The organism is Spirosoma pomorum, from assembly GCF_054776615.1.
Map to the genome: position 1 here is coordinate 788,915 of NZ_BAAHBP010000001.1, position 25,243 is coordinate 814,157.

Consider the following 25,243-nt stretch of genomic DNA (forward strand, 5'->3'; position numbering starts at 1 on the left):
AGCGTATAAGGCAACTATCTACTCTCATCAGGCTCATGCGATTTATAGTCTTGTTCGTGCTTCTGGGTGGGCATGCGTTAACCGGATTCGGACAGAACCAATCCGGCCAGGTAAAAGCCAATGGTATTACGATTGCGTACGAAAGCTTCGGTCCAGTAAACAAGCCTACAATTCTTTTAATTGCCGGCACCAACGCTCAGCTCACGATGTGGCCGGTTGCTTTGTGTGATGACTTGGTCAAGCGCGGGTACCGGGTTATCCGGTTCGACAACCGGGACATTGGCTTATCGACCAAAATGGACAAAGCGGGGGCACCCAACTGGGCTGGTATTATCAAGGCCCTGCAGGAGAAAACGCCCCCGCCCCTGCCCTATACGCTGGATGACATGGCTGCCGATGCCGTAGGATTGCTGGACGCGTTGACGATTTCCAAAGCCCATATCGTGGGCGCGTCGATGGGCGGTATGATTGCCCAGCGCGTTGCCTACAACCACCCCGAGCACACGCTCTCCCTAACCATCATCATGTCGGGAGGTGGCAGACCCGATTTACCGGTAGTAGCCAAACCAGAGGTGGTTGGCAAAATTCCTCCACCTGGGTTGCCAACCGATACCACAGCCAACCTTAACCGGGAAATCGCTTCGACGATTGTGCTGGCAGGGACGACTTACCCGCCTGATTCGGTCATGGTGCGCAAGCAGGTCATGGCAGACTTCCGGCGATCATATTATCCGGATGGCTTTGGTCGGCAGGGAGCTGCTTCGCTGGCGGGTTATCACGCCGGACGTACCGATCAGCTAAAAACAATTAAGGTTCCTACGCTTGTCATCCACGGCAATGACGATCCGCTTGTGCCCATAGAGGCCGGTCGGGACGTAGCCGCCACCATCCCCGGTGCCCGGTTTGAGCTAGTCAACGGCATGGGTCATGGCTTCCCCAGTCCGCTGCTTTCTCGACTGGCGACACTAATCGCTGACAACGCGGCTAAGGCGCGCTGAAGCTAATTTTCGTACCTGAACAGCCAGTTTTGCTGTATTATTACTCGAAAACGCCCATCCGTCGGGCGTTTTTCTTTGTTAGCGCTAAGACAGCGACTGAAATTTTAATCACTGTACAGAAAACCTTCTCCCTTTCGTTTTATTTTTACCACAAAACATACAATTAACCACCATGGAAACGCAATCAGTGACGAAGTCCCACCCGTGGTTCCGCTTTTATCCCGAAGGCGTTCCTCACGAGATCAATCCGGATGCCTATTCCTCGATAGCCGCCCTGCTGGAAGATGGTTGCCAACGGTTCCACGACCGGCCAGCTTATAGTTGCATGGGGAAAGAGATTACGTTTGGCGAAGTGGATACGCTGTCGAAACAATTTGCCTCCTTTCTGCAAAACGATCTCGGTCTGAAACCCGGCGACCGGCTGGCGATTCAGATGCCGAATACCTTGCAATATCCGGTGGTGATGTTTGGCGCGTTGCGGGCGGGGCTGGCCGTGGTTAATACAAACCCGCTGTATACTCCCCGCGAAATGCAGCATCAGTTCAAGGACTCCGGTACAAAAGCCATCGTTATTCTGGCCAACTTTGCCAGCCATCTGGAGAAGATTCTGAACCAGACCGACATTCAGCACATTGTCGTTACCGAGTTGGGGGATCTGCTGGGCTTCCCTAAAAAGCAGATCGTCAATGCAGTAGTTAAGTACGTTAAGAAGCTGGTGCCATCGTATAAACTCCCTACTGCCATTTCGTTCGGAGACGCGATGAGCCGGGGGAAACGGCGGCCCTTTACGCCTGTAACTATTAAGAGTTCGGACCTGGCGTACGTACAGTACACGGGCGGCACCACCGGCGTATCGAAAGGAGCCATGCTGACGCACCGCAACCTGATCGCCAATGTAGAAGGCCAATATTACTGGATGCGTCCTGGCGGGATACCCGATGGCGAAGGAATCATCGTCGCGGCACTTCCCCTGTACCACGTTTATGCCCTGACGACCAATGCCCTGGCGGGTTTAAGAACTGGCGCAATGAACCTGCTGATTACGAATCCGCGGGATTTAAACGCCTTCATCGACGACCTCAAGAAACACACCGTTACGGCTTTCACGGGGGTTAATACGCTGTACAATGGTTTGCTGAATCATCCACGGATCAAAGAAGTTGATTTCAGCAAGCTGACGATTACGTCGGCCGGGGGCATGGCGCTGCAAACGAGCGTAGCCGAGCGCTGGAAGGCACTGACTGGTGTTACGCCCTGCGAAGGCTACGGTCTGACCGAAACCTCACCAGTACTGTCGTCGAACCCCACGGATGGATCGGTTCGGGTAGGAACGATCGGCTTGCCCTGGCCCAGTACGGACATGAAGATTATCAACGATGATGGCACGGATGCTGCCGTCGGTGAGCGTGGGGAAGTAGTTGCCAGAGGGCCACAGGTTTTCCTGGGCTACTACAACCGCCCGGAAGAAACCGCTAACGCCATGATGGGTGACTGGTTCAAAACCGGCGACATCGGCATCATGGACAAGGATGGATTTTTTAAGATCGTCGACCGGAAGAAAGACATGATTCTGGTATCGGGCTTCAATGTTTACCCAAACGAAGTGGAAGACGTGGTGGCTCAATGTCCCGGTGTGCTCGAAGTAGCCTGTATCGGTGTGCCGGATGAGAAATCAACCGAGGTAGTCAAAATCTGCGTTGTCAGAAAGGATCCGGCACTGACAGCCGAAACGATTAAGGCGTTCTGTAAAGAGAACCTGACGGCGTACAAAGTTCCCCGCATCATTGAATTCCGGGATGAACTACCGAAGTCCAACGTCGGTAAAATCCTGCGCCGTCCATTACGTGACGAAGCCTTAGCCAAGCTGGCGAAGTAATAATTCTTACTAATCGAGAAGCCCCTGAACGTTCAGGGGCTTCTCTGTTTTAGTAGTCTTACGATCAGGCAGCAACGGCCAGTTCGGGCTCGGGCTGCGTTTCCAGCAGAACAAGTTCTTTCTGAAAACCGCGTAGCTGCTGCATGAAGGCGGTAGCTTTCCGACGGGACACCTCCACCCGGTCGCCGTTCAGCAGGCTGACGCTCAACTGCTGACGATCGGGATTAATACGTTCCAGGTAGAGCAGGTTAATAATGTTCTTCTTGTGCGACCGAACAAATACTTTCGGCGAAAGCCGACTTTCGAGCTTTTTTAGCGTGAGAGACACCATCAACTGAGTGCCATCGGCGAAATGAAATACGGTGTAGTTGCCTTCGCCTTCCAGCCGAACAATTTGATGCATCGGCATTTTTTTGCGGTATCCCCAGAACGGTAATACCAGGTCGGACATGGCAAGTTGGGTAGCGATTTGCTCGCGACGCGCGCTGCTGAGCAGGCCGGGTTGCAGACTTGCTTTCATACAATGGATTAGCTATGGTGTGAATAAAATGTAAACTCAGATTAGGTCAGCGTGACTGACGGGTAACACTGACGGATAATCCAAAGCAAGTTTACATAATTTTCATTATCAACCGTTTAGCTTTCTGCTTTTTTTTACGTTTCCCCAGTTGGGCGATCCGGCCTAGCCTCTGGGTAGCGACTCAGCGTCGTTCCAGGCGAACTATTTGACCGCCTTTAACCTTGAAAAACAAACAGGTTTATTTGATTGCCATGGCTACCCTACTCGATTTGGTTGGAAACACTCCTCTCGTTGAATTGAACCGGCTGAATCCTAATCCCAACGTAACGATTTACGGCAAACTGGAAGGCAACAATCCCGGTGGCAGTGTAAAAGACCGGGCGGCCGCCAGTATGATTCAGGGTGCCCTGAGTCGCAACGAAATAAAGCCAGGTATGAAGCTGATCGAGGCCACCAGCGGCAATACGGGCATTGCCTTAGCGATGATTGCCCGGCTCTACAACCTCGAACTTGAGCTGGTCATGCCCGCAAACTCCACCCGTGAACGCGTTCTGACGATGGAAGCCTTCGGTGCTAAAGTAATCCTGACGGAAACAATGGAGGGAGCCCGCGACTACGCCGAAGCGCAGGTAGGAAAAGGCGATTACTACCTGCTTAACCAGTTTGCCAATCCGGATAATTATCGAGCTCATTATAAGACAACTGGTCCCGAAATCTGGCGCGATACGGCGGGTACTGTTACTCACTTTGTTTCGTCGATGGGAACCACGGGTACCATTATGGGAACGTCGCGCTATCTGAAAGAGCAGAATCCAGCCGTTCAGATTGTCGGCTGCCAACCAACGGACGGTTCGTCGATTCCGGGTATTCGTAAGTGGCCGGAGGAGTATCTACCCAAAATATTCGATCCATCCCGGGTTGATCGCGTCATTGAGGTTTCGGCCGAGGACGCCACGCAAACCACTCGACAGCTGGCCAGCGTCGAAGGTATATTCGCCGGAATGAGCAGTGGCGGTGCCGTCTGGGCTGCGTTGAAACTAGCGCAGGAACTGGAGTCGGGCGTTATTGTCTGCATTATCTGCGACCGGGGTGACCGTTATCTGTCATCAGACCTATTTGGCTGATTGTCGACCAGCATGTTACGTCCGGCGTCACATTTGCGTATTTTTGCCGCATGTACAAGCGTCTGTTTCTTCCGTTGCTGTTCCGCTTTGATGCGGAGTCCATTCACCATACCATTACGTCGTTGCTTCGCTTCGCGCTGGCTATTCCCGGCGTGTCGTTCCTTTGTCGGAAACTTTACGTTGTTGATGATCCCCGACTGGCTCGAACGGTTTTTGGCCTAACATTTCCGAACCCAATCGGCATGGCGGCTGGCTTCGACAAGAATGCGGAACTGGTGAGCGAACTAAGTGATCTGGGGTTCGGATTCGTGGAGATTGGCACCGTAACGCCCCGCCCACAACCAGGAAATCCACAGCCCCGTTTGTTCCGGCTCAAAGCCGACCAGGGGTTGATCAACCGCATGGGTTTCAATAACAAAGGCGCTGGCCCAGCGTCGGGACGCTTACGCGAATTTGCCAAAAACCGGGGCGATCGACGGGTGATCATCGGTGGTAACATCGGCAAAAACAAAGACACGCCTAACGAAGAAGCCCTGAACGATTACCTGCTCAGCTTCCAGGATCTATTTGATGTAGTCGACTACTTCGTTGTCAACGTCAGTTCACCCAATACGCCCGGCTTACGTGATTTGCAGGAGCGGGAACCACTGACCCGCCTGCTAACGGCCCTACAGAATGAGAATACGAAGAAGCCCGCCCCCAAGCCTATTCTTCTGAAGATAGCACCCGACCTTACGGACGGTCAGCTGGACGATATTATTGCAATTGTCAACGACACGAAAATTGCGGGCGTTATTGCCACGAATACAACCATCAGCCGGGAGGGGCTGGCTACTGAACCGACCGTTGTTTCGCAGATTGGCGCGGGTGGAGTTAGTGGGCAGCCGCTGAAAGAACGGGCTACGGCCGTTATCCGGTACCTGCATCAACGATCGGGCGGGGCCTTTCCGATTATTGGTGTAGGGGGTATTGCCACTCCGGCCGATGCGCTGGAGAAGCTGCAGGCCGGGGCCAGTCTGATTCAGGTGTACACCAGTTTTATTTACGAAGGTCCAGGGTTGGCCAAGCAGATTAACAAGGCGCTGCTCACTCAAAACGTGATTCCAGAAAAAGCCGTTCGCTCATAAATTCCATCTATTTTACGGTAGTAGTTCCATTCCGTCTGAATCGGGACATTCCTTCGCGCTTTTTCCGTAAAAAATGGCAAATTTACTTCTGACTTCGCTAGTCAGCGTTCACCAGCATGGCCCAACCAACAACATCCCCCCGTCAGAATACGCTTCGTCAACCGGCTCCCGAGCGGCCACGTGGCAATAGCCCCCGGACTAATCGGGATACTCAGCCCCCTCCAAGGGTGCCGAAACCTTCATCAGACTGGGCCATCAACTTCAATCGAATTCGCAGCGACCAGCGTTCGTCGCTGATACTGGGCGTGCTGTGCATGGGTATGGGGGTTGGCTTATTGATCGCCTTTGTCTCCTACCTGCTTCATGGTCCTGCCGATCAAAGCGTTGTTGGTGCAGCTATGTCGGAACCATTGGCGGAGTCGGGAACCGAAACGCGTAACCTGCTGGGCCTGGTAGGTGCGTCGGTGGCGCATGTTTTCGTCTTTCGCTGGTTCGGCATCGGGGCGCTGGCCTTACCGTTTATTCCGTTCCTCGCGGGCTATAAACTGACGTTACGTCGTGAACTGTTGCCGCTGAACCGGACCACCATGGGGCTGATTTTCGCGGCAGTCTGGACGAGCTTACTACTGGGTTACGTTGTCCTGGTGACGGATTCGGCAGAAACCGGCAGCGTCTGGTGTGGTGGCATCGGCTACGAAGTGAACGTCGCGTTATATAGCCTGTTCGGTTGGGGAAACCTGGCGATTATTCTGTTTCTGTTGTTCATCTTCCTGGTTTACTTCGCCGATATTCGTAACTGGAAACTGCCTAAGTTCTCCGTGGCGAAACGACCCCGTTTCTCTCCGGAGGTCGACAGCACGCTACAGACCTATGACGAAACTGAAAGAGTGAATGATACCGACGATGAGCTCGATCTGGTAGTTAACGCTGAGGACGACGAAGACGAAGAGCTGTCTGCTGCGCCAAGCACGACGGCTCCCGTCAACCAGTTTATCCAGCGCGATGTCGAACCCGAGCCTGTAGTCGAACCGCTTCCGCCCGTAACGGCTTATCCAGGCCCAACGCCCGATTCTGCGCCTATCGCTGTCAAATCGAATGGCGTAACGCTGACCATTAAAAATCGGGACGCTATTGATGACGTGGTGGCTTCAGAGCCGGTTAGTGTCGCTCCAGTATTTGACGTCGTCATTCCGGATGAAGACGATCTGGTAGCCCAGCATGGCCTGTATGATTCCAAACTGGATTTGCCGCAGTATCAGCCACCGACGACTGATCTGCTTACCGATTACCAGAACAACCGTAAAGCGCAGGTGTCGGACGACGAGCTGACAGCGAATAAGGAAAAAATCGAGACGACGTTACGTAATTTCGGGATTGAAATTGACTCCATTCAGGCGTCGATCGGCCCGACAGTTACATTGTATGAAATCATACCCGCCAAAGGCGTTCGGATTTCGAAGATCAAAAGCCTGGAAGACGATATTGCCCTGAGCTTGTCCGCCCTAGGCATCCGGATCATTGCGCCAATGCCAGGAATGGGTACCATCGGTATTGAGGTCCCCAACAAAAACCGGGAGATGGTGTCGATGCGATCGGTTATTACGAGCGACTTATTCACCAACAGCAAGTTTGACTTACCCATTGTCCTGGGCAAGACGATTTCCAACGACATCTACATTGCCGACCTGGCCAAGATGCCTCACCTGCTCATGGCCGGTGCTACGGGGCAGGGTAAATCAGTTGGGCTAAACGTACTGCTGACCTCGCTGATCTACAAAAAGCATCCATCGGAGCTCAAGCTGGTATTGGTCGATCCAAAGAAAGTAGAGCTGACGCTCTTCAACAAGCTGGAGCGGCACTTCCTGGCCAAACTACCTGATGCCGACGAGCCGATCATTACCGACACGAAGAAGGTTGTCAATACACTCAATTCGCTTTGTATTGAGATGGATAACCGCTACAACCTGCTGAAAGACGCCGGTTGCCGTAATCTGAAAGAGTATAACGCCAAGTTTGTTAAACGGCGGTTAAACCCAGAAAAGGGGCACAAGTTTCTTCCCTACATTGTCCTGATTATCGATGAGCTGGCCGATCTGATGATGACGGCTGGTAAAGAAGTTGAGCAGCCCATTGCCCGGTTAGCCCAGCTGGCGCGCGCTATCGGCATTCACCTGGTTGTGGCCACGCAGCGGCCTTCGGTGAACGTTATCACGGGGTTGATCAAAGCTAACTTCCCGGCCCGTCTGTCGTTCAAGGTGACGTCGAAAATTGATTCCCGAACCATCCTGGATACGGGTGGGGCTGAGCAGCTGGTCGGCATGGGCGATATGCTTCTGTCGTCAAATTCAGACCTGATCCGGTTGCAATGTCCCTTTGTCGACACGAACGAGATCGAAGACCTCTGCGATTTCGTGGGTGGCCAGCGTGGTTACGATGATGCCTATCACCTACCCGAGTTCATTGGTGACGACGGTGGACAATCTGAAGAGAAAGATGTTGATCTGGGCAACCGTGATCCCATGTTCGATGAAGCTGCCCGGCTGATTGTAATCCACCAGCAGGGTAGTACATCGCTGATCCAGCGGAAGCTCAAACTCGGCTACAACCGCGCCGGTCGGCTGATCGATCAACTAGAAGCCGCCCGCATCGTTGGCCCGTTCGAAGGCAGCAAAGCGCGCGATGTGTTAATTAATGATCTGCAAACGCTGGAAGAGGTGTTGAAGCAGCTGTAGGCACACCACCCAGCAAAACACGTAGCAACAATTAAACTTTTCGCCCTGTTTTTGGTCTAACTGATACATCAGTTAACCAAGACAGGGCGAAAAGCTTTTTAGCAGAATCGCTACCCAGTTTACATGGTACGAATGAAAAACCTTGCTTACATATTGGGGTTGATGCTGTTGATAACAAGCACAACTTTCGCGCAAAAAGACAAGCGCGCGCAAACTATTCTGGACGCTATGAGCCAGAAATACAAATCGCTGAACTCCTACAGAGCGGCCTTTTCGTACACCGGGGCCGAGTCGTATAAAGGTGATCTGACCGTTAAAAGCGACAAGTTCCGGCTATCGATGGGCGACCAGGAAGTATTCAGCGACGGAAAAACGATGTCGACCTACATCAAGGAAACCAACGAACTTAACGTACAGGATCAGGAAAAGGGTGCCAGTGAGCTCAACCCTACCGAGATTTACAACCTGTACAAACGGGGGTTTGACTATAAGTTTGTGAAGGAGCAGAAACAGGGCGGCCGCACAATGGAGATTATTCAACTGACGCCTAACAAAAAGAAAATCAATGTAGCGTCGGTACAGTTGGCGATCGATAAAGCCGATAAGTCGATTCGGAACTGGTTGATCACCGATAAAAACGGCAAGAAATCAACCTACACCATCACCTCATTCACCCCAAACGTCAACGTACCGGATACGTATTTTGTCTTCGACAAGGCAAAGCACCCGGGCGTTGAAGTGGTCGACCTGCGATAGAACGCGTAAACAACAACACTACTGAAGAAACGAAAAGGACGTAGCGCTGACTACGTCCTTTTCGTTTTATACTACACCTTCGGTCCGAAGGCGAGATCGCCCGCATCGCCCAGGCCAGGAACGATATAAGCGTGATCGTTCAGGTGTTGATCAATAGCTCCAAGCCACAAATGACATTGAGGAAGCTGGCTCTGCACGTAGCGGACCCCCTCTGCACTGGCAATCACGGCGGCAATGTGCGTCTGGGCTGGAATGCCATAGCGTAACATGGCATGGTACACCTTTTCAAGCGAGCGCCCCGTCGCCAGCATCGGATCGCACAGAATCAGTGTTTTGCCGCTCAAATCCGACGAAACGATATAATCCATTTCAATCTCGAACTGCTCTTCATCATCCGAAGCGTAACCGCGATACGCCCCCGCAAAGGCGTTCTCGGCCCGATCAAAACAATTCAGAAACCCCTGATGAAAGGGTAATCCCGCCCGCATGATTGTTGCTAATACCGGTTGTTGACGCAGTACCTGTGCTTCGGCTTTGCCCAGCGATGTTTCCACTAGTGCGTTGTTGTACGACAGCGTTTTAGAGATCTCGTAAGCCATCAACTCACCAATCCGTTCCAGATTCCGGCGAAAGCGTAGCGGGTCTTTCTGAACCGCTACGTCCCTTAATTCGGCAATAAACTGATTGGCAACTGAAGACTGCTGGGCAAATACAAACATGGATGTAAGGCTTCTTTCGCCGTAAATTAGCCCCGCCGTTACCGTATATCCAAACCAATTGCCTAATTTAACCGGCCTACTCGGCGCCCGGCCGCACAACTAATTTGTAGGGCGCCAACAGCTAGTAAAGTACATGCGTCACAACGTTTACCTTCTTTGCCTTTTCTTTTTTTCCCTGTCCGTCCGCGCGCAAAGTCCATTCGTACCGCTTAATTCCGATTATTACCATCTGATTGACCGGCTCGAAATCCGGCAGAATCGCTGGGCAGATGGCTTTCACAGCAGCATTAAGCCTTACAACCGGCAAAGTGTTATTCAGCTAACAGACAGTATTTTAGCTAATCCTACTCGCGACCTATCCGACTCGGACTATTTTAATCTGGATTACCTACGTAACGACAGCTGGGAATGGGTGAAGCCGACGCCCAGTGATCCCGAGCCGGGTAACAGCCGCGAGCCGCTGTTCCGTCATTTCTACAAGAAGAAAGCCGATTTTTATAATCTGCAGACGGAAGATATTGATTTGCACGTCAGCCCAGCGGTTTATTTCGGAGCGGGTCTTGAACGAGTATCGTATGAGGTTAATAATCCCGCGGATGGCCAGAAACTAAACTTCATCAACTCCCGTGGCATCGAGATTCGGGGATCGATTGGTAAAAAATTGGGTTTCTACTCCTTCTTCTCCGAAAACCAGGCCATCTATCCAGAATACATTCAGCAGTACGGGCAGACGTACAGTCGGTATGGTGGGGCAGAAGGTTCGGCCCCCGGCGAAGGGTTTACAAAAAATTACCGCACGAACGGAGTAGATTTCCTATCAGCACGGGGCTACATTACGTTTAACGCGCTCAAAGTCATCAACATCCAGTTTGGCCACGACCGGAATTTTATCGGTAATGGGTTTCGCTCGCTCCTGTTATCGGACAATAGCCCGCCGTACCTGTTCGCCAAGTTCTCAACCCGCCTGGGCAAACGGATTCAGTATACTAATCTGTTTACACACCTTCAGAATACTCAGAATTTACCCCCGGCTGCCGAAGAGCGTCTGATTCCGCCCAAGTTTGCGGCTATGCACCATCTTAGCATCAACGTGAGTGATCGGGTCAACATCGGTCTGTTTGAGGCTGAGGTATTCAGTCGTGATCGGGTCGATCTGAATTATTTGAACCCAATTATCTTTTATCGTTACGTCGAATCCAGCCAGGGTAGTGCCGATAACGCGCTGATTGGTCTGGATGCTAAAGTAAATTTTCAGTCACAGTTTCTGGTCTACGGACAGGTTATGCTGGACGAGTTTGTGTTGCGTGAGTTAACCCGCGGGCAGGGTAGCTGGACCAACAAATTTGCCGTACAATTAGGCGGTAAATACATCGATGCATTCGACGTACCGAATCTCGATCTGCAGTTAGAGATGAATCTGGCCCGGCCTTATACGTACTCGCATACCAAATCATCGACTGTTAGTGCGGGACAAACCAACTACGCGCATTACAGCCAGCCACTGGCTCACCCACTGGGCGCGAACTTTATGGAAGGGCTGGCTATTGTCCGTTTCCAACGCCAGAAGCTGTCCGCCAATGGTACGTTTGGGCTAATGATGTACGGCGCGGACCCATCGCCAGACCGGAACTACGGCGGTAATATTTTACAGGACTACTTCGATCGCGTGCGTAACGAGGGCAATTTCATCGGGCAGGGTCGTAAAACCATCTTAACCTACGGCGATGTACGGGCGTCGTATATGATCCGGCATAACGTATTTCTGGAAGCCCGGTATTTGTATCGCTTCCAGGACAGCCAGTACCAGCCCGCTCGATACAGTGATCAGGTGGCAAGTTTGGCCGTCCGGTGGAACATTCCCTACCGCAACTGGGTCTTCTAGCCCGAGTTTATTTATAGCTCATAACGTAAAAGGGCCCGGTCTAAAAGCCGGGCCCTTTTACGTTGCGCATTATTCTTTTAAGCCAGATAGCTGCCTATACTAACCAGATCAGCAAATACCCCCGAAGCAGTTACCTCAGCTCCGGCTCCCGGCCCTTTAACGACCAGCGGCCGGTCTTTATATCGTTCCGTTGTGAACGAAACGATATTATCTGAACCGGACAGCATGTAGAACGGATGATCCGGACCAACCGGACGCAGGCCAATAACGGCCTTGTTGTTTTCAAAACTTGCCACAAAACGCAGCTTCTGACCCGCTGCTTCAGCTTCGGCCAGCAGGTTCTCGAAGTAGTCGTTGTTACGTTCCAGTTCGTCGAAGAAAGCAGGAATCGTTGGAGCCAACAGACAGGATTCGGGTAACAGGTTGTTAATCGTTACGTCCTCGGGCTCCAGTGGGAAACCAGCCTCGCGGGCCAGAATCAAAATTTTCCGGGCTACGTCCTGCCCGCTCAAATCATCGCGTGGGTCGGGTTCAGTAAAGCCTTTCTCCTTGGCTTCCCGAACTACATCGGCGAAGGATACGCCTGGTCGGAACGTATTAAAAATGAACGACAGCGTTCCCGACAGGATCGCTTCTATCTTCAGGAATCGATCGCCGGAGGTCATCAGCCCCTGCACAGTATTGATGATCGGAAGCCCCGCGCCGACGTTTGTTTCGTACAGAAACTTAACGCCCCGGTTCAGCGCCGTACGTTGTAGCCGACGGTATTCACTGTACGGCCCTGAATTGGCGACTTTGTTCGGCGTAACAACCGAGATATTCGCATCCAGCAACGACTCATAGAACTGCACAATATCCTTGTCGGACGTACAGTCGATAAATACGCTGTTAGGCAGGTTATAGTCTTTGATTTTTTCAACGAAGGCTGGCAGCGAAGTCGTAACCCCCTCGGTCAGCAACCGCTCGGTCCAGTTGGTCAGCGACGTTCCTTTCGGGTCGAGCAGCATTTTTTTGGTATTGGCCATCCCGACGACGCATACCTTCAATAGGCGCTCGTCGCGCAGAAAGGCCGCCTGGTCGCAGATTTGTTGCATCAGCGTCCGGCCGATCAGCCCCGTTCCCACCAGGTAAAGATTCAGAATCCGCGCTTCGGACTGGAAGAAGATGTTGTGCAGCGCGTTCAGCGCCTTCGAGAGGTTGTTCCGGTTAATGACCACCGAAATGTTAATTTCCGATGACCCCTGCGCAACGGCCACAATGTTCACCCCGTTCTTACCCAGCACCGAGAACAACTTCCCGGCGATCCCCGAGCTTTTCCGCATACCCTCGCCTACTGTGGCGATGACTGACAGATCACGTTCGATAGAGATATTATCGATATAACCGTGTTGAATTTCAGTAGCGAACTCAGTTTCCAGAATCTCCTTGACGTCCTCGGCACCACGCGGATCGATAGCAAAACAGATCGAGTGCTCGGACGAAGCCTGCGAAATCAGAATAACACTGATCCGGTGTGCGGCCAGTACCCCAAACAGCTTAGCGGATACCCCCGCAACACCGATCATACCCGATCCCTGTACGTTCACCAACGCAATGGAATCAATGCTTGAAATACCCGTAATGGTGTATTGACGACGTTCAGCCGTACGACTGACCAGTGTCCCTTCGTGCTCGGGGTTAAACGTGTTCAGCACCCGAATCGGGATGTTCCGGGCAAAAGCAGGCTGCAAACTGGGTGGATAAATCACTCTCGCGCCAAAGTGCGACAGTTCCATCGCTTCGGCGTAGGTTATGGTCGGGATATTGAATGCGTTGGGGACTTTCCGGGGGTCGGCCGTCATCATTCCGTCAACGTCCGTCCAGATGTCGATGATTTTAGCGTTCAGAGCCGCCCCAATAATGGACGCCGTATAATCAGAGCCGCCCCGACCCAGCGTAGTCGTTTCATTTTTCTCCGTCGAACCAATAAAGCCCGTAATCAACTGGATGTCCGTTGATTTAGCGAAGTAATCCTGAATTAGTTGGTTGGTCAACGTATAATTTACTGCCGCCTGCCCAAACTGACTATCGGTTTTAATCAGTGTTCGGGCATCACAGTACTGCGCCGGAATTCCCCGACTTTTTACGCATTCGGTAATGACCGTTGTCGACAGGCGCTCCCCGAAACTGGTAATCAGGTCGAGCGTCCGGGCTGACAGTTCGCGGATGAGCGAAACACCCCGCAACAGATCTTCCAGTTCGTTGATAATGCCCCGTACCGTAGCAAACACTTTACTTTGCTCCTTAACCGGGATCAGCGCTTTTATGACGTTGAAATGTCGGTCTTCAATCCGGCGTACCAGTTCAAGATAATCGATACTGCCCGTAGCAGCCATCCGGCCGATTTCAATAAGTTGATTGGTAACACCCCCCATTGCCGAAAACACAACGGCAACCTCATTGTTTGCCTGCACGGTTTCGGCACGGCGCTGTTTATCAATGATCTCGATAACCTGTTTGATGCTTTCTACGGTACCAACTGAGGTACCGCCGAATTTCAGTACATACATGGGTAATAACCGGATCTCCGGCGTAAAATGAATGAGCAATCGGTAATTTATGAAGCCTGCAAAGCGCCGACAACTTTTGTTGTTTATCAAACGCATCAGCACGCTCTGATGAAGCCAGGGGAGCGACAAAGGTAACAATACGCCAACATTTCTGGGCTTGTTTCAGCAAAAAGGCGCACCCATCGGCGCGCCCTTTCACTTACGGATCAACTCAACAATTTGGCTCATACCTTTACCGACTTATCCCCCAGTCCATCGCGGATGTACAGTATTTTCACCAGTACCATGATGATCGCGACAACAGGCGTGGCAAAAATGACCCCAACAGCACCCGCAATCGTCCCAATTACTACCTGAGCCACGAGGATCAGAGCGGGTGGCATTTCTATGAGTTCCTGCTGTACTAGCGGAGTAATCAGATTACTCTCGACGGCCTGGACACCGATATAGAGTGCCGCTACATATATGACCTGTTCCGGGCCATTCACCAGCGCTACCAACACGGCAGGAATGAGTGAGAGCACCGGTCCAAAATTGGGAATGAAAGACAGTAAAGCGGCAATCAGCGCCAAAACACCTGCCAGTGGGATACCCATTATCCAGAGCCCAATCCCAGTCAGGACACCTACAACAGTCATGGAAAACACTTGCCCTGTCAACCAGTTCAGCAGCGTGTCGCCTAGTTTAGCCATCACTTCATGCGCCCGTTCGCGGCCAGATAGCGGTACCAGCAGAATAATCCCTTTATAATACGTGTCGGGGCTAACCGCAATAAACAGCGTGACAAAAAATACAATGTAGAAATTGCTCAATACACCGAACACCGAAGAAACAGCACCGAACGCCCGCCCAAACCAATTGCCTTCTTTGGCCATCTTCTCAAGATTGAATTCGTCGCTCGAGAGATCATTCGCGATACGTTGGCCAAGCTCCGACCGAGACAGTTGTTGCTGTGCGTTTTTGATTAACCCCGGTAGCTGGTCCTGTAAATCGTCTATCTGCTGCGTGATAGCGCCGGAGAGTAAGGCAAATACACCATAGATAACGGCTACGGTAGTTAACAGCACAACGGCCAGCGAGGCCCCTTCCGGTAATTTTGTTTTTCTGCTAAGCAGGCGAGTTCCGGCCCGAAGCGGCAAGGCGAGCAACACACTGGCCAACACCAGAAATAGAACCTGCATCCCGATATACAGCAGCGCTAGTACCAGTATGGTTAACGTAACCAAGGCGATAACTACCAGGGACCGTTTGACGAACGATGGATTGACGTCTCCGCTGGTAGATGAGTTAGAGTTTCCCATAGAATAACGTTGGATAAATCTAGTCGACGATATGTCTATGAAACTAACCCACCAGCGGTTGAGTGGTTTTGAAAGGCCTGTTTTAGATGATAACTTTTTCAATTATCACCTCGCGCTAGCAGATTATTCAGATTATACGTAAAAATACCCCCACTACTTCGAAGGAATTATCCGCTCACAATCAACCACTTACCCGAAAACCATCTGTTCGCCTGAAAAAAACTTTAAATTTTTTCACTATTCACAAATCCAGACTCGATCAGTCACCGTATATCTGTCTGTACGTTACTCGCAGACGGTCAACCAACGTACAAATACACAGTCATTGATCTGACCACAGTCAGTAAACATATTTCTCCACGAGGTTACGCCTTGGGAGCCTTCGGAAAGCCACTCGGTGAGCAAGTACAGGGAAAGAGTATAATGTTAGTTTGAGGAGCCGGGCAACCGGTAGATCATCAAAAGGCACCTGAGACGTTCTTGGGTGCCTTTTCGTTTGTGTACATTGACGAGTTTTCTGATAAAGGAAAATTACGGCTGTTACCTTTGTACTCCGGCCTACGCTGCTCCGAGCCGGGGTACTGTATGAAATTTCTTCGTATTTTATTGAAAGGCCTGCTTGGGCTGGTAGTTTTTCTGCTTCTGTTTCTAGCCGTGAGCCTGGCTCCCGTTGATGAGACGCCATATCAGCAGATGCCCTACTACACACAGACCAAACAGCGGCTGGCGCAACTGCCCAATCCCTTAACCGGGCAGGCTCCCCTACGGGCGGGCTGGGCTAAAGTCAACATTACGCCTGCTTATACCACCCCAACCGGTGGCTACGGCAACCGATTGGGGAAGCACTGGCGGCTCGTCAGCGATTCGATTTACGTCCGAACGATTGTACTGGATAACGGCACGACAAAAGCAGCTGTCGTCGGGCTGGACTTACTCATTACGCCACCCCCTGTCGTTGAACGGCTCAAGCAACGCTTGCCGGAAGTAGGACTTCGCTGGGAGAACGTATACACCGGGGCTATTCACTCGCATAACAGCATGGGGGGTTGGGTACCGGGTCTGGTAGGCCGGCTAATTGCTGGGAAGTACGACGAACGGATCGTTGATCAGATTACCAACGGCATTCTGGCGGCTATCAAACAGGCTCAGCAGACCGTAGCTCATGTGCAGATCGGCTACGCGCAGGTGGACGCTACCGATCACATTTATAATCGCATTGGCTTTTCTGGCCCGACCGGTCCGCTCGATGGGCAGTTTCGGATGATAAAGCTGCAAAAGTCGTCGGGGCAATCGGCCCTGTTGTGCTCTTTTGCCGGACACGCTACCTTGTTCGATATGCGTAATGGCGACTACCTCAGCCGGGATTATCCAGGCTCACTAGTCGATCGACTGGAAAAGAAATCGGCGGACTTTGCCGTCTTCCTGGCTGGAGCCGTAGGCAGTACGGGGCCACAGGCGCGCGGTACAACCGATTTTCAGGAGATTCGTAACTACGCGGGCGATCTCGCGTTACGGGTCGAGCACAGCGTTCCCCAGATGAAACTTCATCCGGATAGTACCCTCGCTGTGCAGACCTTACCGCTTGGCCTGCGGGAGCCACATCCACGCGTAATTGGCAACTGGCGAGTACGTCCGTGGTTGTTTTACGCCCTGTACGGCGATTATCCGTCCGACCTGAAAGCGTTACGGATTGGTCAAACCGTTCTGCTTGGTACGCCCTGCGACTTTTCGGGCGAACTCGCGGCCGAACTTCAGCCAGCGGCCCAACGAAAGGGGCTTAACTTGATGGTTACCAGTTTCGACGGTGGCTACATTGGCTACGTAACGCCCGACCGGTATTACAATCGGGCAACGTATGAAACTCGCGACATGAACTGGTTTGGTCCCTATAATGGTGACTACTTCAAGGAAATGATGGTAGGTTTACTCAACAAAATCGACACCCCGTGAAGCAACGACTGGCTCAGATTTCCCTTCTTGTCCGCGATTACGACGAAGCCATTCAGTATTATACCGATACGCTCAGCTTCGTTTTGGTAGAAGATACCAAACTCAGCGAGACTAAACGGTGGGTTCGCATTGCTCCGCAAGGAGACAGCTCCTTTACCCTTTTACTGGCCAAAGCTGATGGCGAGCACCAGCAGTCTTTCGTCGGTAACCAGACGGGAGGTCGCGTATTCCTGTTTTTATACACCGACGACTTCTGGCGAGACTATAAGGCTATGACGGAGAAAGGCGTCCGTTTCGTCCGGCAGCCCGCCACGGAGCCTTACGGGACCGTAGCGGTTTTCGAAGATATGTACGGCAACCTCTGGGATTTCATCGAACCCAGCCAGAAGGTTTGATCAGTTTGTCGGCTTATCGGGAACCGGGGCGGACGCGTGAAATTCCTGATAAATGCGGTGCATATACTCATCCAGTAACTGACGGATACGGTCGCGGTCATTGGACTGAACGATCAGACCAACGTGGTATTCTTTATTCATCCGCCAGAAAATTTCAGCGTCGGTAAATCCGGTCAGGTCGGGCCATTGCTGGCGCGCTAACGAAACAATCAACCCCGCCTGCTGCTCACTATCGACCGGGGGCACGTAATGTTCCTTACAGGCCATAGCCGTTTCGAGCTTGGCCCACTCCCGCCAGAGATTTACCCCCGAGGCCGCTTCAACCATTTCGGCAATATGGGCTCCCCCCACGCGGGAGGACGTTTCCAGAAAATACAGTTCACCGTCGTGGTCACAGCGGATGTATTCGGAATGCGACGCACTATAACGCATGCCAAAGGCTTCGAGCACCTGGTTATCGAACTGCTGCACCGCCTGCGCATCCAGCGAATCGATGGGTAAAGTCATGGTCCGGAACACCCCGCCCCCGTGCGACACTTCCATGGGCGTCGCCAGGTACTGACTAACGCGGGTAAATACCGCTTTACCTTCTACTGATAGAGCGTCGACGTGGTACACATGACCGGGCTTGAAGGTTTCAATCAGGTACTGATAGCGCAGATCGCCCAGCGTGTGGATCACCGCCCAGGCTTCCTCCAGCGAGTGTACTTTTTTTATTCCCGTTGCCGAAGCTTCGGAACGGGGTTTGATCAGCCAGGGGCCTTCGGTTCTCTGAAGAAAGTCGGTAATCGTTTCGTCGTGGAAAAGCGGGCTGAACGCAGGAACCCGGATACCAGCCGCGGCCGCCCGCATGCGCATAGCCAGCTTATCTCGGAAATAACGGGAAGTCGTCTGCCCCATCCCGTCGATGCGGAACGTTTCGCGGATCAGCGCACCTTTCTCTACGTCAAAATCGTCCAGTGCCACGACCCGATCAATCTGCCGCGAGCGCATTATGTGAGCCAGCCCAACGATCATCTGCTCCAGGTCTTCTGGCTCGTTGCTCGGCGATGGGAGATAAAAAACCTCATCAACGGCTTCGTGCGGCCATTCGGCATCGGCCAGTTTCTGGGTGGTGAGTAAGTAAACCGTATTGCCCAGCTCTTTACAGGTCCGCATAAATTCCTGTCCTTTGAAGAAGGTGGCAATGCACAAAAACGATAACTGGCTCATGGATCTGGATGGGTTTGGGTGGGAATATACGCCAATGATAGTATTCGGTACCGCTCCGTTAACGACTAATTGACGGTATGGTTCGCAAATAATGCACAAGCAGGCGTATGCCAAAGCCGGTCGCATTTTTTTGCGAGCCAAACTCCGTATCGGCGAACGCCACTCCGGCAATGTCCAGATGCGCCCAAGCGGGGTGTTTATCAGTGAAAAATTCCAGAAACTTAGCCGCGCTAATGGAGCCGGCTACCGGCTTGCCGCTAAAGTTTTTTACGTCGGCTACGTCCGATTTGATGTCTTCGTTATACACATCCCAGACCGGCATTCGCCAGAGCCGCTCCCCTGTCTGACTACCCGCTTCGATCAATTGAGTCGCCAACGTATCGCTGGGCGTAAAGAGTCCGGCCGCGTGATAGCCAAGTGCCGCAATTACGCTCCCCGTCAGCGTAGCCAGGTCGATCAGTACATCAGGTTGAAAATGGCGAGTCATGTAGGTCAGCCCGTCGGCCAGGATAACCCGTCCTTCGGCGTCGGTGTCAATAATCTCTATGGTTTTACCGCTGTAGGACGTAATGACATCACCGGGGCGGGTCGAGTTGGCATCGACCGAGTTTTCGGTAGCCGGCACAATCCCGATCAGGTGGACGGGGAGTTTCAGCTTAGCGGCTACTTCCAGCGTCCCTAAAACGGCCGCAGCCCCCCCCATATCACTCTTCATGAGGTGCATGTTCGTCGATGGTTTGATGGACAGGCCACCCGTATCGAACGTAACACCTTTGCCCACCAGCCCCAATTTGGGTAAGTTTTCTCCACCCTCGGGTTTGTATTCCATCACAATCAGTACCGGCGGCACGGCGCTTCCCTGCCCAACACTCAGCAAGGCTCCCAGCCCCTGCTCTTCCAGTGCGGCTTTGTCGAGCACCGTAACGTTATAGCCGTACTGATTACCCGAAGCAACAGCCCAGTCAGCCAGCGTTTGTGGGGTTTTGTAGTTGGCAGGAGCATTCATCAGGTTCAACATCGCTCGCTGGGTTCCGGCCAGCGCTTCGGCCCGATCCAGTGCATCCTGAGCGATTGCCTCCTGATCGGGCCTGACAACGATCGTTACGTGTCCGCTGTCCGAAAAGATCGTCGCCTTTTCTTCCTTACTGGTTTGATACAAACGTAAGTCATAGCCTCCAGCCCGGATGCCCAGCACGACGGCTTCGACCAGTTCGCCCGAGAAGCTCGTCAGATCGACGGTTGCCTGGTTTGACAGCCGCTCTTTCTGTTTAAAAAACAATAGTCGGAACGCTTTCAGCCAATCCATCACCTGCGGTTCGCAACCGAGACCTATTACATAGGTCCGGCGCCCATCCGACCCATACAAGGGCAATATTTCTTTGGCTTCGGCCGTAAAATCGCGCTGTAGTACATCGGCTGGTATGCCCAAGCGCTGGGATAGTTCGGTTATTCGGCTGGCCAGAGAATCGGACTGAGTGACCGGAATGAGTAGGTCACCGATTTGATTAAGTTGGGTTGCTAGGGTAATCTGCATAGTTAATGTTGTCCGTAAAATAACCATTCCACCGCCCGCGGAAACTCCCGGCTCCAGTGCTGTTCCTGGTGCGTTCCTTCCGGATCAATAGACAAATACATATCAATGGTATGCCCCCCGTACTGCTGCCGAACCAAAGCATCCTTGAATCGCTGTAAGTTCGGCACCATATAGGCCCCTTCGGCTTCGCCCCCGTACACAAAGATGCGCATGGGCACCGGAGCCTCGAACCGAATTGCATCAAAATAAATCTTAGGCGAAATCCAGAGTGAGGGCGAGAAAACCAGCAGTCGACCGAACACATCAGGGTGCCGCAGTCCGGCATAAATGCTGATCAGGCCGCCCAGCGAGCTCCCCCCGATACCCGTCTGTTCAGGATCGGGCAGTGTTCGAAAGGATGAGTCGATAAAGGGCTTGAGCGTCTGCTTAATAAACTCCAGGTAAAACCGGCCTTTTCCTTTCCCCGCCCGCGTCTGTTCCAGCGTAAATTCCCGGATGCGTTCGGCTTCGCCGTGATCAATCGACACGAGAATAACTTCGTGGTTACGCCGACTGGCCAGGATCGCCATTTTTTGCTCGATCTGCCAGCTCCCGTAGCCAGTACCTGCTCCGAAAAGATTCTGACCATCGTGCAGGTAGAGTACCGGGTAACGTTTGTCCGGATTGGCTTCGTAGTCATGAGGTAGCAGTACGTGAACGCGTCGGGTGGTATCCAGTTGAGGCAGGTTAAAATGGTCGCTGATCAGCTCAATCCGGGGCAGATAGTCCGAGTTGATCTGATTCCCATACCAGCGCCAGTGTGGTACGATGTCGGGTTCAACGTGGGCTACGCCAGCACAATGTCGGTTCAGAACTCCTTCACCCGTTGAGCCTAGTTCGACGTGATCCCAGCCACCTTTTGTGTATTTGTACTCAAACGATTCAGGCAGAGGTTCTCCCTCCGGAAACTCCAGTACGTATTGTCCTTCGCCAACCGCTTGCAATCGAAAGCGCTCATCGCAGGGGTGCCAGTCATTAATCGAACCCGCCAGAAATACCGGACGATCATCAACAACAGGGGTGTACAGTTCCAGACGTAGCGACGAAGACATAGTCATAAAAGCCCTGCTCCTTGCACTTGGTTCAGCCAAACGTGGAAAAGTTTGCTAAGCAGAATAGTTTACGATCCGCCAACAATCATACCCATAAATCCAGTTACTCTTACCAGGAACTTGTTACTAAGACTTGACAGCCAATAGTCTATGAGCGGCTTTACATTACTTATTCTTCTGATTGTCGTAGCAGCGTTGTGCGCTTACCTCAATACCCGTTTTTTCAAATTGCCCGATTCGATTGGCGTCATGGTCATGTCGATGGCCTTTTCGTTACTGATGGTGGGGTTAGACAGCGTCAACCCAGCCTTGTTCACAGTGGTCCAGGAAAGCGTAGCCCAGCTTGACTTCAACCGAATCGTCTTTGATATTCTGCTTAGCTTTCTGCTGTTTGCGGGGGCTTTCCATACCGATGCGGCCAAGCTTCGCGTCGAACGACGCTCGGTTATCATTCTGGCTATTCTGGGGGTGCTGCTCAGTACTGCGTTCATCGGCACGGGGCTTTATTACGTATCAAACTGGCTTGGTTTCAGCCTTCCACTTAGCCTCTGCCTGCTGTTTGGTGCTTTGATCTCCCCGACTGACCCGATTGCGGTTCTGGGTATTCTGGCCAAATTTAAATTGCCCGAAAACGTCAAGCTGAATATTGTCGGCGAGTCGCTCTTCAACGATGGGGTTGCAGTTGTTGTATTCGCGTCCGTCTACCGCATTGTCCTCAACGGTAGGGAAAGTGTCAACATTGGTGACTTTGCTCTTTTGTTTCTAGAAGAAGCAGGTGGTGGTATTCTGTTTGGTCTCCTGCTCGGCTATATCATGTACCGGCTCATCCGTACCATTAACCACTACCAGACCGAGGTACTTATCACGCTGGCAGGCGTAATGGGCGGGTACGCATTAGCCCAAGCGCTGCACGTATCGGGTCCTTTAGCCATGGTTGTCGCCGGTCTGCTGGTTGGCGATCGGGCCCGTGGTAGCGCCATGAGCGCTACGTCTGAAGATTATGTGGATAAATTCTGGGAACTGCTTGACGTAATCCTGAACTCGATCCTGTTTGTGCTGATGGGCGTTGAACTACTGGTTATTGACCTGCACCTCTCTTTATGGGTGGTCTATCTGCTGGTAACCCTGATCGTAATTGTATCCCGGTATTTCGCTATCGTCATCCCCTTCGGTCTGGCTCGGCGCTGGCTTGATCTCGACGAAAAGGCGCCACTTATGCTGACATGGGGTGGATTACGGGGCGGCATTTCTATTGCCTTGGCCCTATCCATTGATGACACCGTACCCCACAAAGATTTCATCGTAACAATTACGTATTCAGCCGTGCTCTTTTCCGTCATCGTCCAGGGACTAACGATGGAGCGACTCATCAAGCGGCTATATCCGGATGTGTAAGGACGGACATACTGCCAATCTGTGATTCTTCTCGACTACACCTCTTCCGTCTGCAACTGCTTTTCGTAGAGTTCGCGGTAGGCGCCGTTCCGGGCAATGAGGTCGTCGTGAGTACCCTGTTCGATGATTTCGCCCTCATCAAGCATAATGATGTGATCGGCTAGTTTGGCGGAAGACACTCGGTGCGAAATCACAACCGACGTCCGATTCTGCATGATACGCTGGAGGTTGTTCAGAATGATGTTTTCCGTGTTAGTGTCCACCGCCGATAGGCAGTCGTCCAGAATTAGAATCCGGGGGTCGCGCACGATAGCCCGAGCAATACTTAGTCGCTGTTTCTGACCACCCGATAACGTAACGCCCCGCTCCCCAACGCGCGTGTCAAACTGTTCGGGGAAGCCCAGTACGTTCTGATACAGATCAGCGTCACGGATGGCCTGCTCTACCCGCTCCTGCGACAGATCGGGTTTACCGAAGCGAACGTTGTTGCTGATGGTATCGGAGAATAGGAAAACGTCCTGCGGGACGTAACCCATTTGCTCGCGCACCGAAGTCAGATTGTAGTCCTGGATAGGTATGTTGTCGATGCGAATCTCTCCCGCCGATGCATCGTACATGCGGGTCAGCAAGTTGGCCAGGGTCGTTTTCCCCGAGCCCGTTGTGCCCAGAATCGCAACCGTTTCGCCCGCCCGGACGTGCATTGAAAAATTCTTAATGGCGACGATCCCCGAGTCAGGATACACAAACCGAACGTTCTCAAACAGGATCTCACCGTTGATGGGGCGCTCCAAATTCTTTTGTGAAACGATATTGGTTTTTATGTTCAGGAACTCGTTGATCCGCTGCTGCGACGCGGCTGCGCGTTGCGTTTGGCTCGTTGTCCAGCCTAAGGCCATCACGGGCCAGGTCAGCATGTTAACGTAAAGAATGAATTCCGTAATGTTCCCCGCCGTTAGTCTGCCCGCCATGATTTCCTGCCCGCCAATGTAAACGACCAGAATATTGCTCAGTCCAACCAGAATGGCGACAATGGGAAAAAACAAGGAATCGATGCGGGTCAGCCCCAGCGATTTATTCCGGTACTCGTTGCTTTCAAGCTCGAACTTAGCCGCAGAATTGGACTCCTGCACAAAGGCTTTCAGCACCCGAATACCCGAAAATGACTCCTGTACGAACGTCGATAGTCTTGACAAGCTCCGCTGAATTTCCTCCGACCGCCGAATAATAATACTGTTGACAAAGTAGATAGCTACGGATAGAATCGGCAGCGGCAGCAGTACGTAGAGCGACAGCCGGGCGTTGATACCCACCATGTATGAAATCACCAGCGTAAACAGGACAATCAGATTCAGCCCGTACATAATGCTGGGCCCGACGTACATCCGCACTTTGCTCACGTCCTCCGAAATCCGCGCCATCAGATCACCCGTGCTATGCTGCCGGTAGAAACTGAGCGGCAGGGTCTGGTAGTGGTCGTAGATTTCGTTTTTGAGGTCATACTCAATGTGCCGCGACATCACGATAAGCGTCTGCCGGACCAGAAACAGGAAGAACCCTTTCAGCAACGCCAGCGCCAGCGTCATCATGCCAAACAGCAGCAGACTAAAGGCGAAGACGTCGTACAGCTTCGCCTGGACGGGCGATTGATCGTACAGATAATAAACGTCTAGTGTTTCGCGCACCAGATCCAGTGCGTAGCGGACCAGTTGCGCCGGAAAAATACCGAACAGATTAGAAATAGCGGTAAACACCGTTCCCCAGATCAAGTACCATTTGTATTTGAGGAGGTATTTATTGAGATAGGAAAGTGCTTTCACAGAAACGCCTGACGCTTTCTATTCGTAACCCTCCGAATTTGCGAAAAGTTGCAGGTGCTCTCACCGCTGGATTAGTCGATCGGCTAATGCTAACTCCCGTTCCCTGTTGACCCATCTGCTTTTGCCGGGAACGCCTAAAGCATAAACACAGTTAAGTTTACTGGATCCATTGGCAAAACGGGTAAAAGCCGTAAATTTGCGCTCCCTTTGGGCAGTTCTTTTCCTTATTGGTCGATTTTATAGTTGTAGTAACATGTTGAACAGG

At 52.2% G+C, this 25,243-nt stretch carries 18 protein-coding genes; 10 read left to right on the forward strand and 8 right to left on the reverse strand.

Going from position 1 to position 25,243, the window contains the following annotated elements; all coding sequences use genetic code 11:
- Window positions 1–35: 35 nt before the first annotated feature.
- Entirely contained in the window at window positions 36–998 is a 963-nt protein-coding gene (locus ACYVAD_RS03350) for an alpha/beta fold hydrolase (protein ID WP_461138038.1), read from the forward strand.
- Window positions 999–1,170: 172 nt separating this feature from the next.
- Window positions 1,171–2,874 carry an AMP-binding protein gene (locus tag ACYVAD_RS03355; protein WP_461138039.1) on the forward strand — a complete coding sequence of 568 codons (1,704 nt, stop codon included), beginning with the start codon at window positions 1,171–1,173 and terminating at the stop codon, window positions 2,872–2,874.
- 64 nt (window positions 2,875–2,938) lie between these two features.
- On the opposite strand, the gene ACYVAD_RS03360 is transcribed toward ACYVAD_RS03355, so the two are convergent.
- Entirely contained in the window at window positions 2,939–3,394 is a 456-nt protein-coding gene (locus ACYVAD_RS03360; protein WP_461138040.1) for a LytR/AlgR family response regulator transcription factor, read from the reverse strand.
- A 251-nt stretch (window positions 3,395–3,645) separates the two neighbouring features.
- Here ACYVAD_RS03360 and cysM point away from each other — a divergent pair, with 251 nt between their 5' ends.
- The 4 genes from cysM (at window position 3,646) to ACYVAD_RS03380 (ending at window position 9,133) form a co-directional block, all read left to right on the forward strand.
- Window positions 3,646–4,518 (forward strand): cysteine synthase CysM, encoded by an 873-nt coding sequence (cysM, locus tag ACYVAD_RS03365; protein ID WP_461138518.1) that lies wholly within the window; start codon window positions 3,646–3,648, stop codon window positions 4,516–4,518.
- A gap of 50 nt (window positions 4,519–4,568) precedes the next feature.
- Window positions 4,569–5,645: a quinone-dependent dihydroorotate dehydrogenase gene (locus ACYVAD_RS03370; RefSeq protein ID WP_461138041.1), complete on the forward strand. Its 1,077-nt coding sequence runs from the start codon at window positions 4,569–4,571 to the stop codon at window positions 5,643–5,645.
- 116 nt (window positions 5,646–5,761) lie between these two features.
- Complete coding sequence (locus ACYVAD_RS03375) at window positions 5,762–8,377, forward strand: FtsK/SpoIIIE family DNA translocase (protein ID WP_461138042.1); 2,616 nt, start codon at window positions 5,762–5,764, stop codon at window positions 8,375–8,377.
- Window positions 8,378–8,509: 132 nt separating this feature from the next.
- Window positions 8,510–9,133 (forward strand): LolA family protein, encoded by a 624-nt coding sequence (locus tag ACYVAD_RS03380; protein ID WP_461138043.1) that lies wholly within the window; start codon window positions 8,510–8,512, stop codon window positions 9,131–9,133.
- A 71-nt stretch (window positions 9,134–9,204) separates the two neighbouring features.
- Here ACYVAD_RS03380 and upp read toward each other — a convergent pair whose 3' ends face one another.
- Window positions 9,205–9,852 (reverse strand): uracil phosphoribosyltransferase, encoded by a 648-nt coding sequence (gene upp, locus ACYVAD_RS03385; protein WP_461138044.1) that lies wholly within the window; start codon window positions 9,850–9,852, stop codon window positions 9,205–9,207.
- Between the two features lie 133 nt (window positions 9,853–9,985).
- Here upp and ACYVAD_RS03390 point away from each other — a divergent pair, with 133 nt between their 5' ends.
- Window positions 9,986–11,734 (forward strand): hypothetical protein, encoded by a 1,749-nt coding sequence (locus ACYVAD_RS03390; RefSeq protein ID WP_461138045.1) that lies wholly within the window; start codon window positions 9,986–9,988, stop codon window positions 11,732–11,734.
- Window positions 11,735–11,811: 77 nt separating this feature from the next.
- On the opposite strand, the gene thrA is transcribed toward ACYVAD_RS03390, so the two are convergent.
- Both thrA and ACYVAD_RS03400 read right to left on the reverse strand, forming a co-directional pair.
- On the reverse strand, window positions 11,812–14,283 hold the full coding sequence (gene thrA, locus ACYVAD_RS03395) for a bifunctional aspartate kinase/homoserine dehydrogenase I (protein ID WP_461138519.1): 2,472 nt from the start codon (window positions 14,281–14,283) through the stop codon (window positions 11,812–11,814).
- A 224-nt stretch (window positions 14,284–14,507) separates the two neighbouring features.
- A complete protein-coding gene (locus ACYVAD_RS03400; RefSeq protein ID WP_461138046.1) occupies window positions 14,508–15,584 on the reverse strand; it encodes an AI-2E family transporter in 1,077 nt (358 codons plus the stop codon).
- A gap of 585 nt (window positions 15,585–16,169) precedes the next feature.
- On the opposite strand from ACYVAD_RS03400, the gene ACYVAD_RS03405 reads away from it, so the two are divergent.
- Entirely contained in the window at window positions 16,170–17,534 is a 1,365-nt protein-coding gene (locus ACYVAD_RS03405; RefSeq protein WP_461138047.1) for a neutral/alkaline non-lysosomal ceramidase N-terminal domain-containing protein, read from the forward strand.
- Window positions 17,531–17,929 (forward strand): VOC family protein, encoded by a 399-nt coding sequence (locus ACYVAD_RS03410; protein ID WP_461138048.1) that lies wholly within the window; start codon window positions 17,531–17,533, stop codon window positions 17,927–17,929. Before ACYVAD_RS03405 ends, ACYVAD_RS03410 begins: the two co-directional genes overlap by 4 nt.
- Here ACYVAD_RS03410 and ACYVAD_RS03415 read toward each other — a convergent pair whose 3' ends face one another.
- Genes ACYVAD_RS03415 through ACYVAD_RS03425 form a run of 3 tightly spaced genes read right to left on the reverse strand, consistent with a single transcriptional unit; the run spans window position 17,930 to window position 21,766 of the window.
- A complete protein-coding gene (locus ACYVAD_RS03415; RefSeq protein ID WP_461138049.1) occupies window positions 17,930–19,141 on the reverse strand; it encodes an ATP-grasp domain-containing protein in 1,212 nt (403 codons plus the stop codon).
- 58 nt (window positions 19,142–19,199) lie between these two features.
- The gene (locus ACYVAD_RS03420) at window positions 19,200–20,675 is read right to left on the reverse strand and encodes a leucyl aminopeptidase family protein (protein WP_461138050.1); all 1,476 of its coding nucleotides are present in this window, start codon (window positions 20,673–20,675) and stop codon (window positions 19,200–19,202) included.
- 2 nt (window positions 20,676–20,677) lie between these two features.
- A complete protein-coding gene (locus ACYVAD_RS03425; protein WP_461138051.1) occupies window positions 20,678–21,766 on the reverse strand; it encodes an alpha/beta hydrolase in 1,089 nt (362 codons plus the stop codon).
- 150 nt (window positions 21,767–21,916) lie between these two features.
- Here ACYVAD_RS03425 and ACYVAD_RS03430 point away from each other — a divergent pair, with 150 nt between their 5' ends.
- Window positions 21,917–23,161: a cation:proton antiporter gene (locus ACYVAD_RS03430; protein ID WP_461138052.1), complete on the forward strand. Its 1,245-nt coding sequence runs from the start codon at window positions 21,917–21,919 to the stop codon at window positions 23,159–23,161.
- 35 nt (window positions 23,162–23,196) lie between these two features.
- On the opposite strand, the gene ACYVAD_RS03435 is transcribed toward ACYVAD_RS03430, so the two are convergent.
- Window positions 23,197–24,978, reverse strand: coding sequence for an ABC transporter ATP-binding protein (locus ACYVAD_RS03435; RefSeq protein ID WP_461138053.1), 1,782 nt, complete (start codon window positions 24,976–24,978; stop codon window positions 23,197–23,199).
- Between the last annotated feature and the right edge of the window lie 265 nt (window positions 24,979–25,243).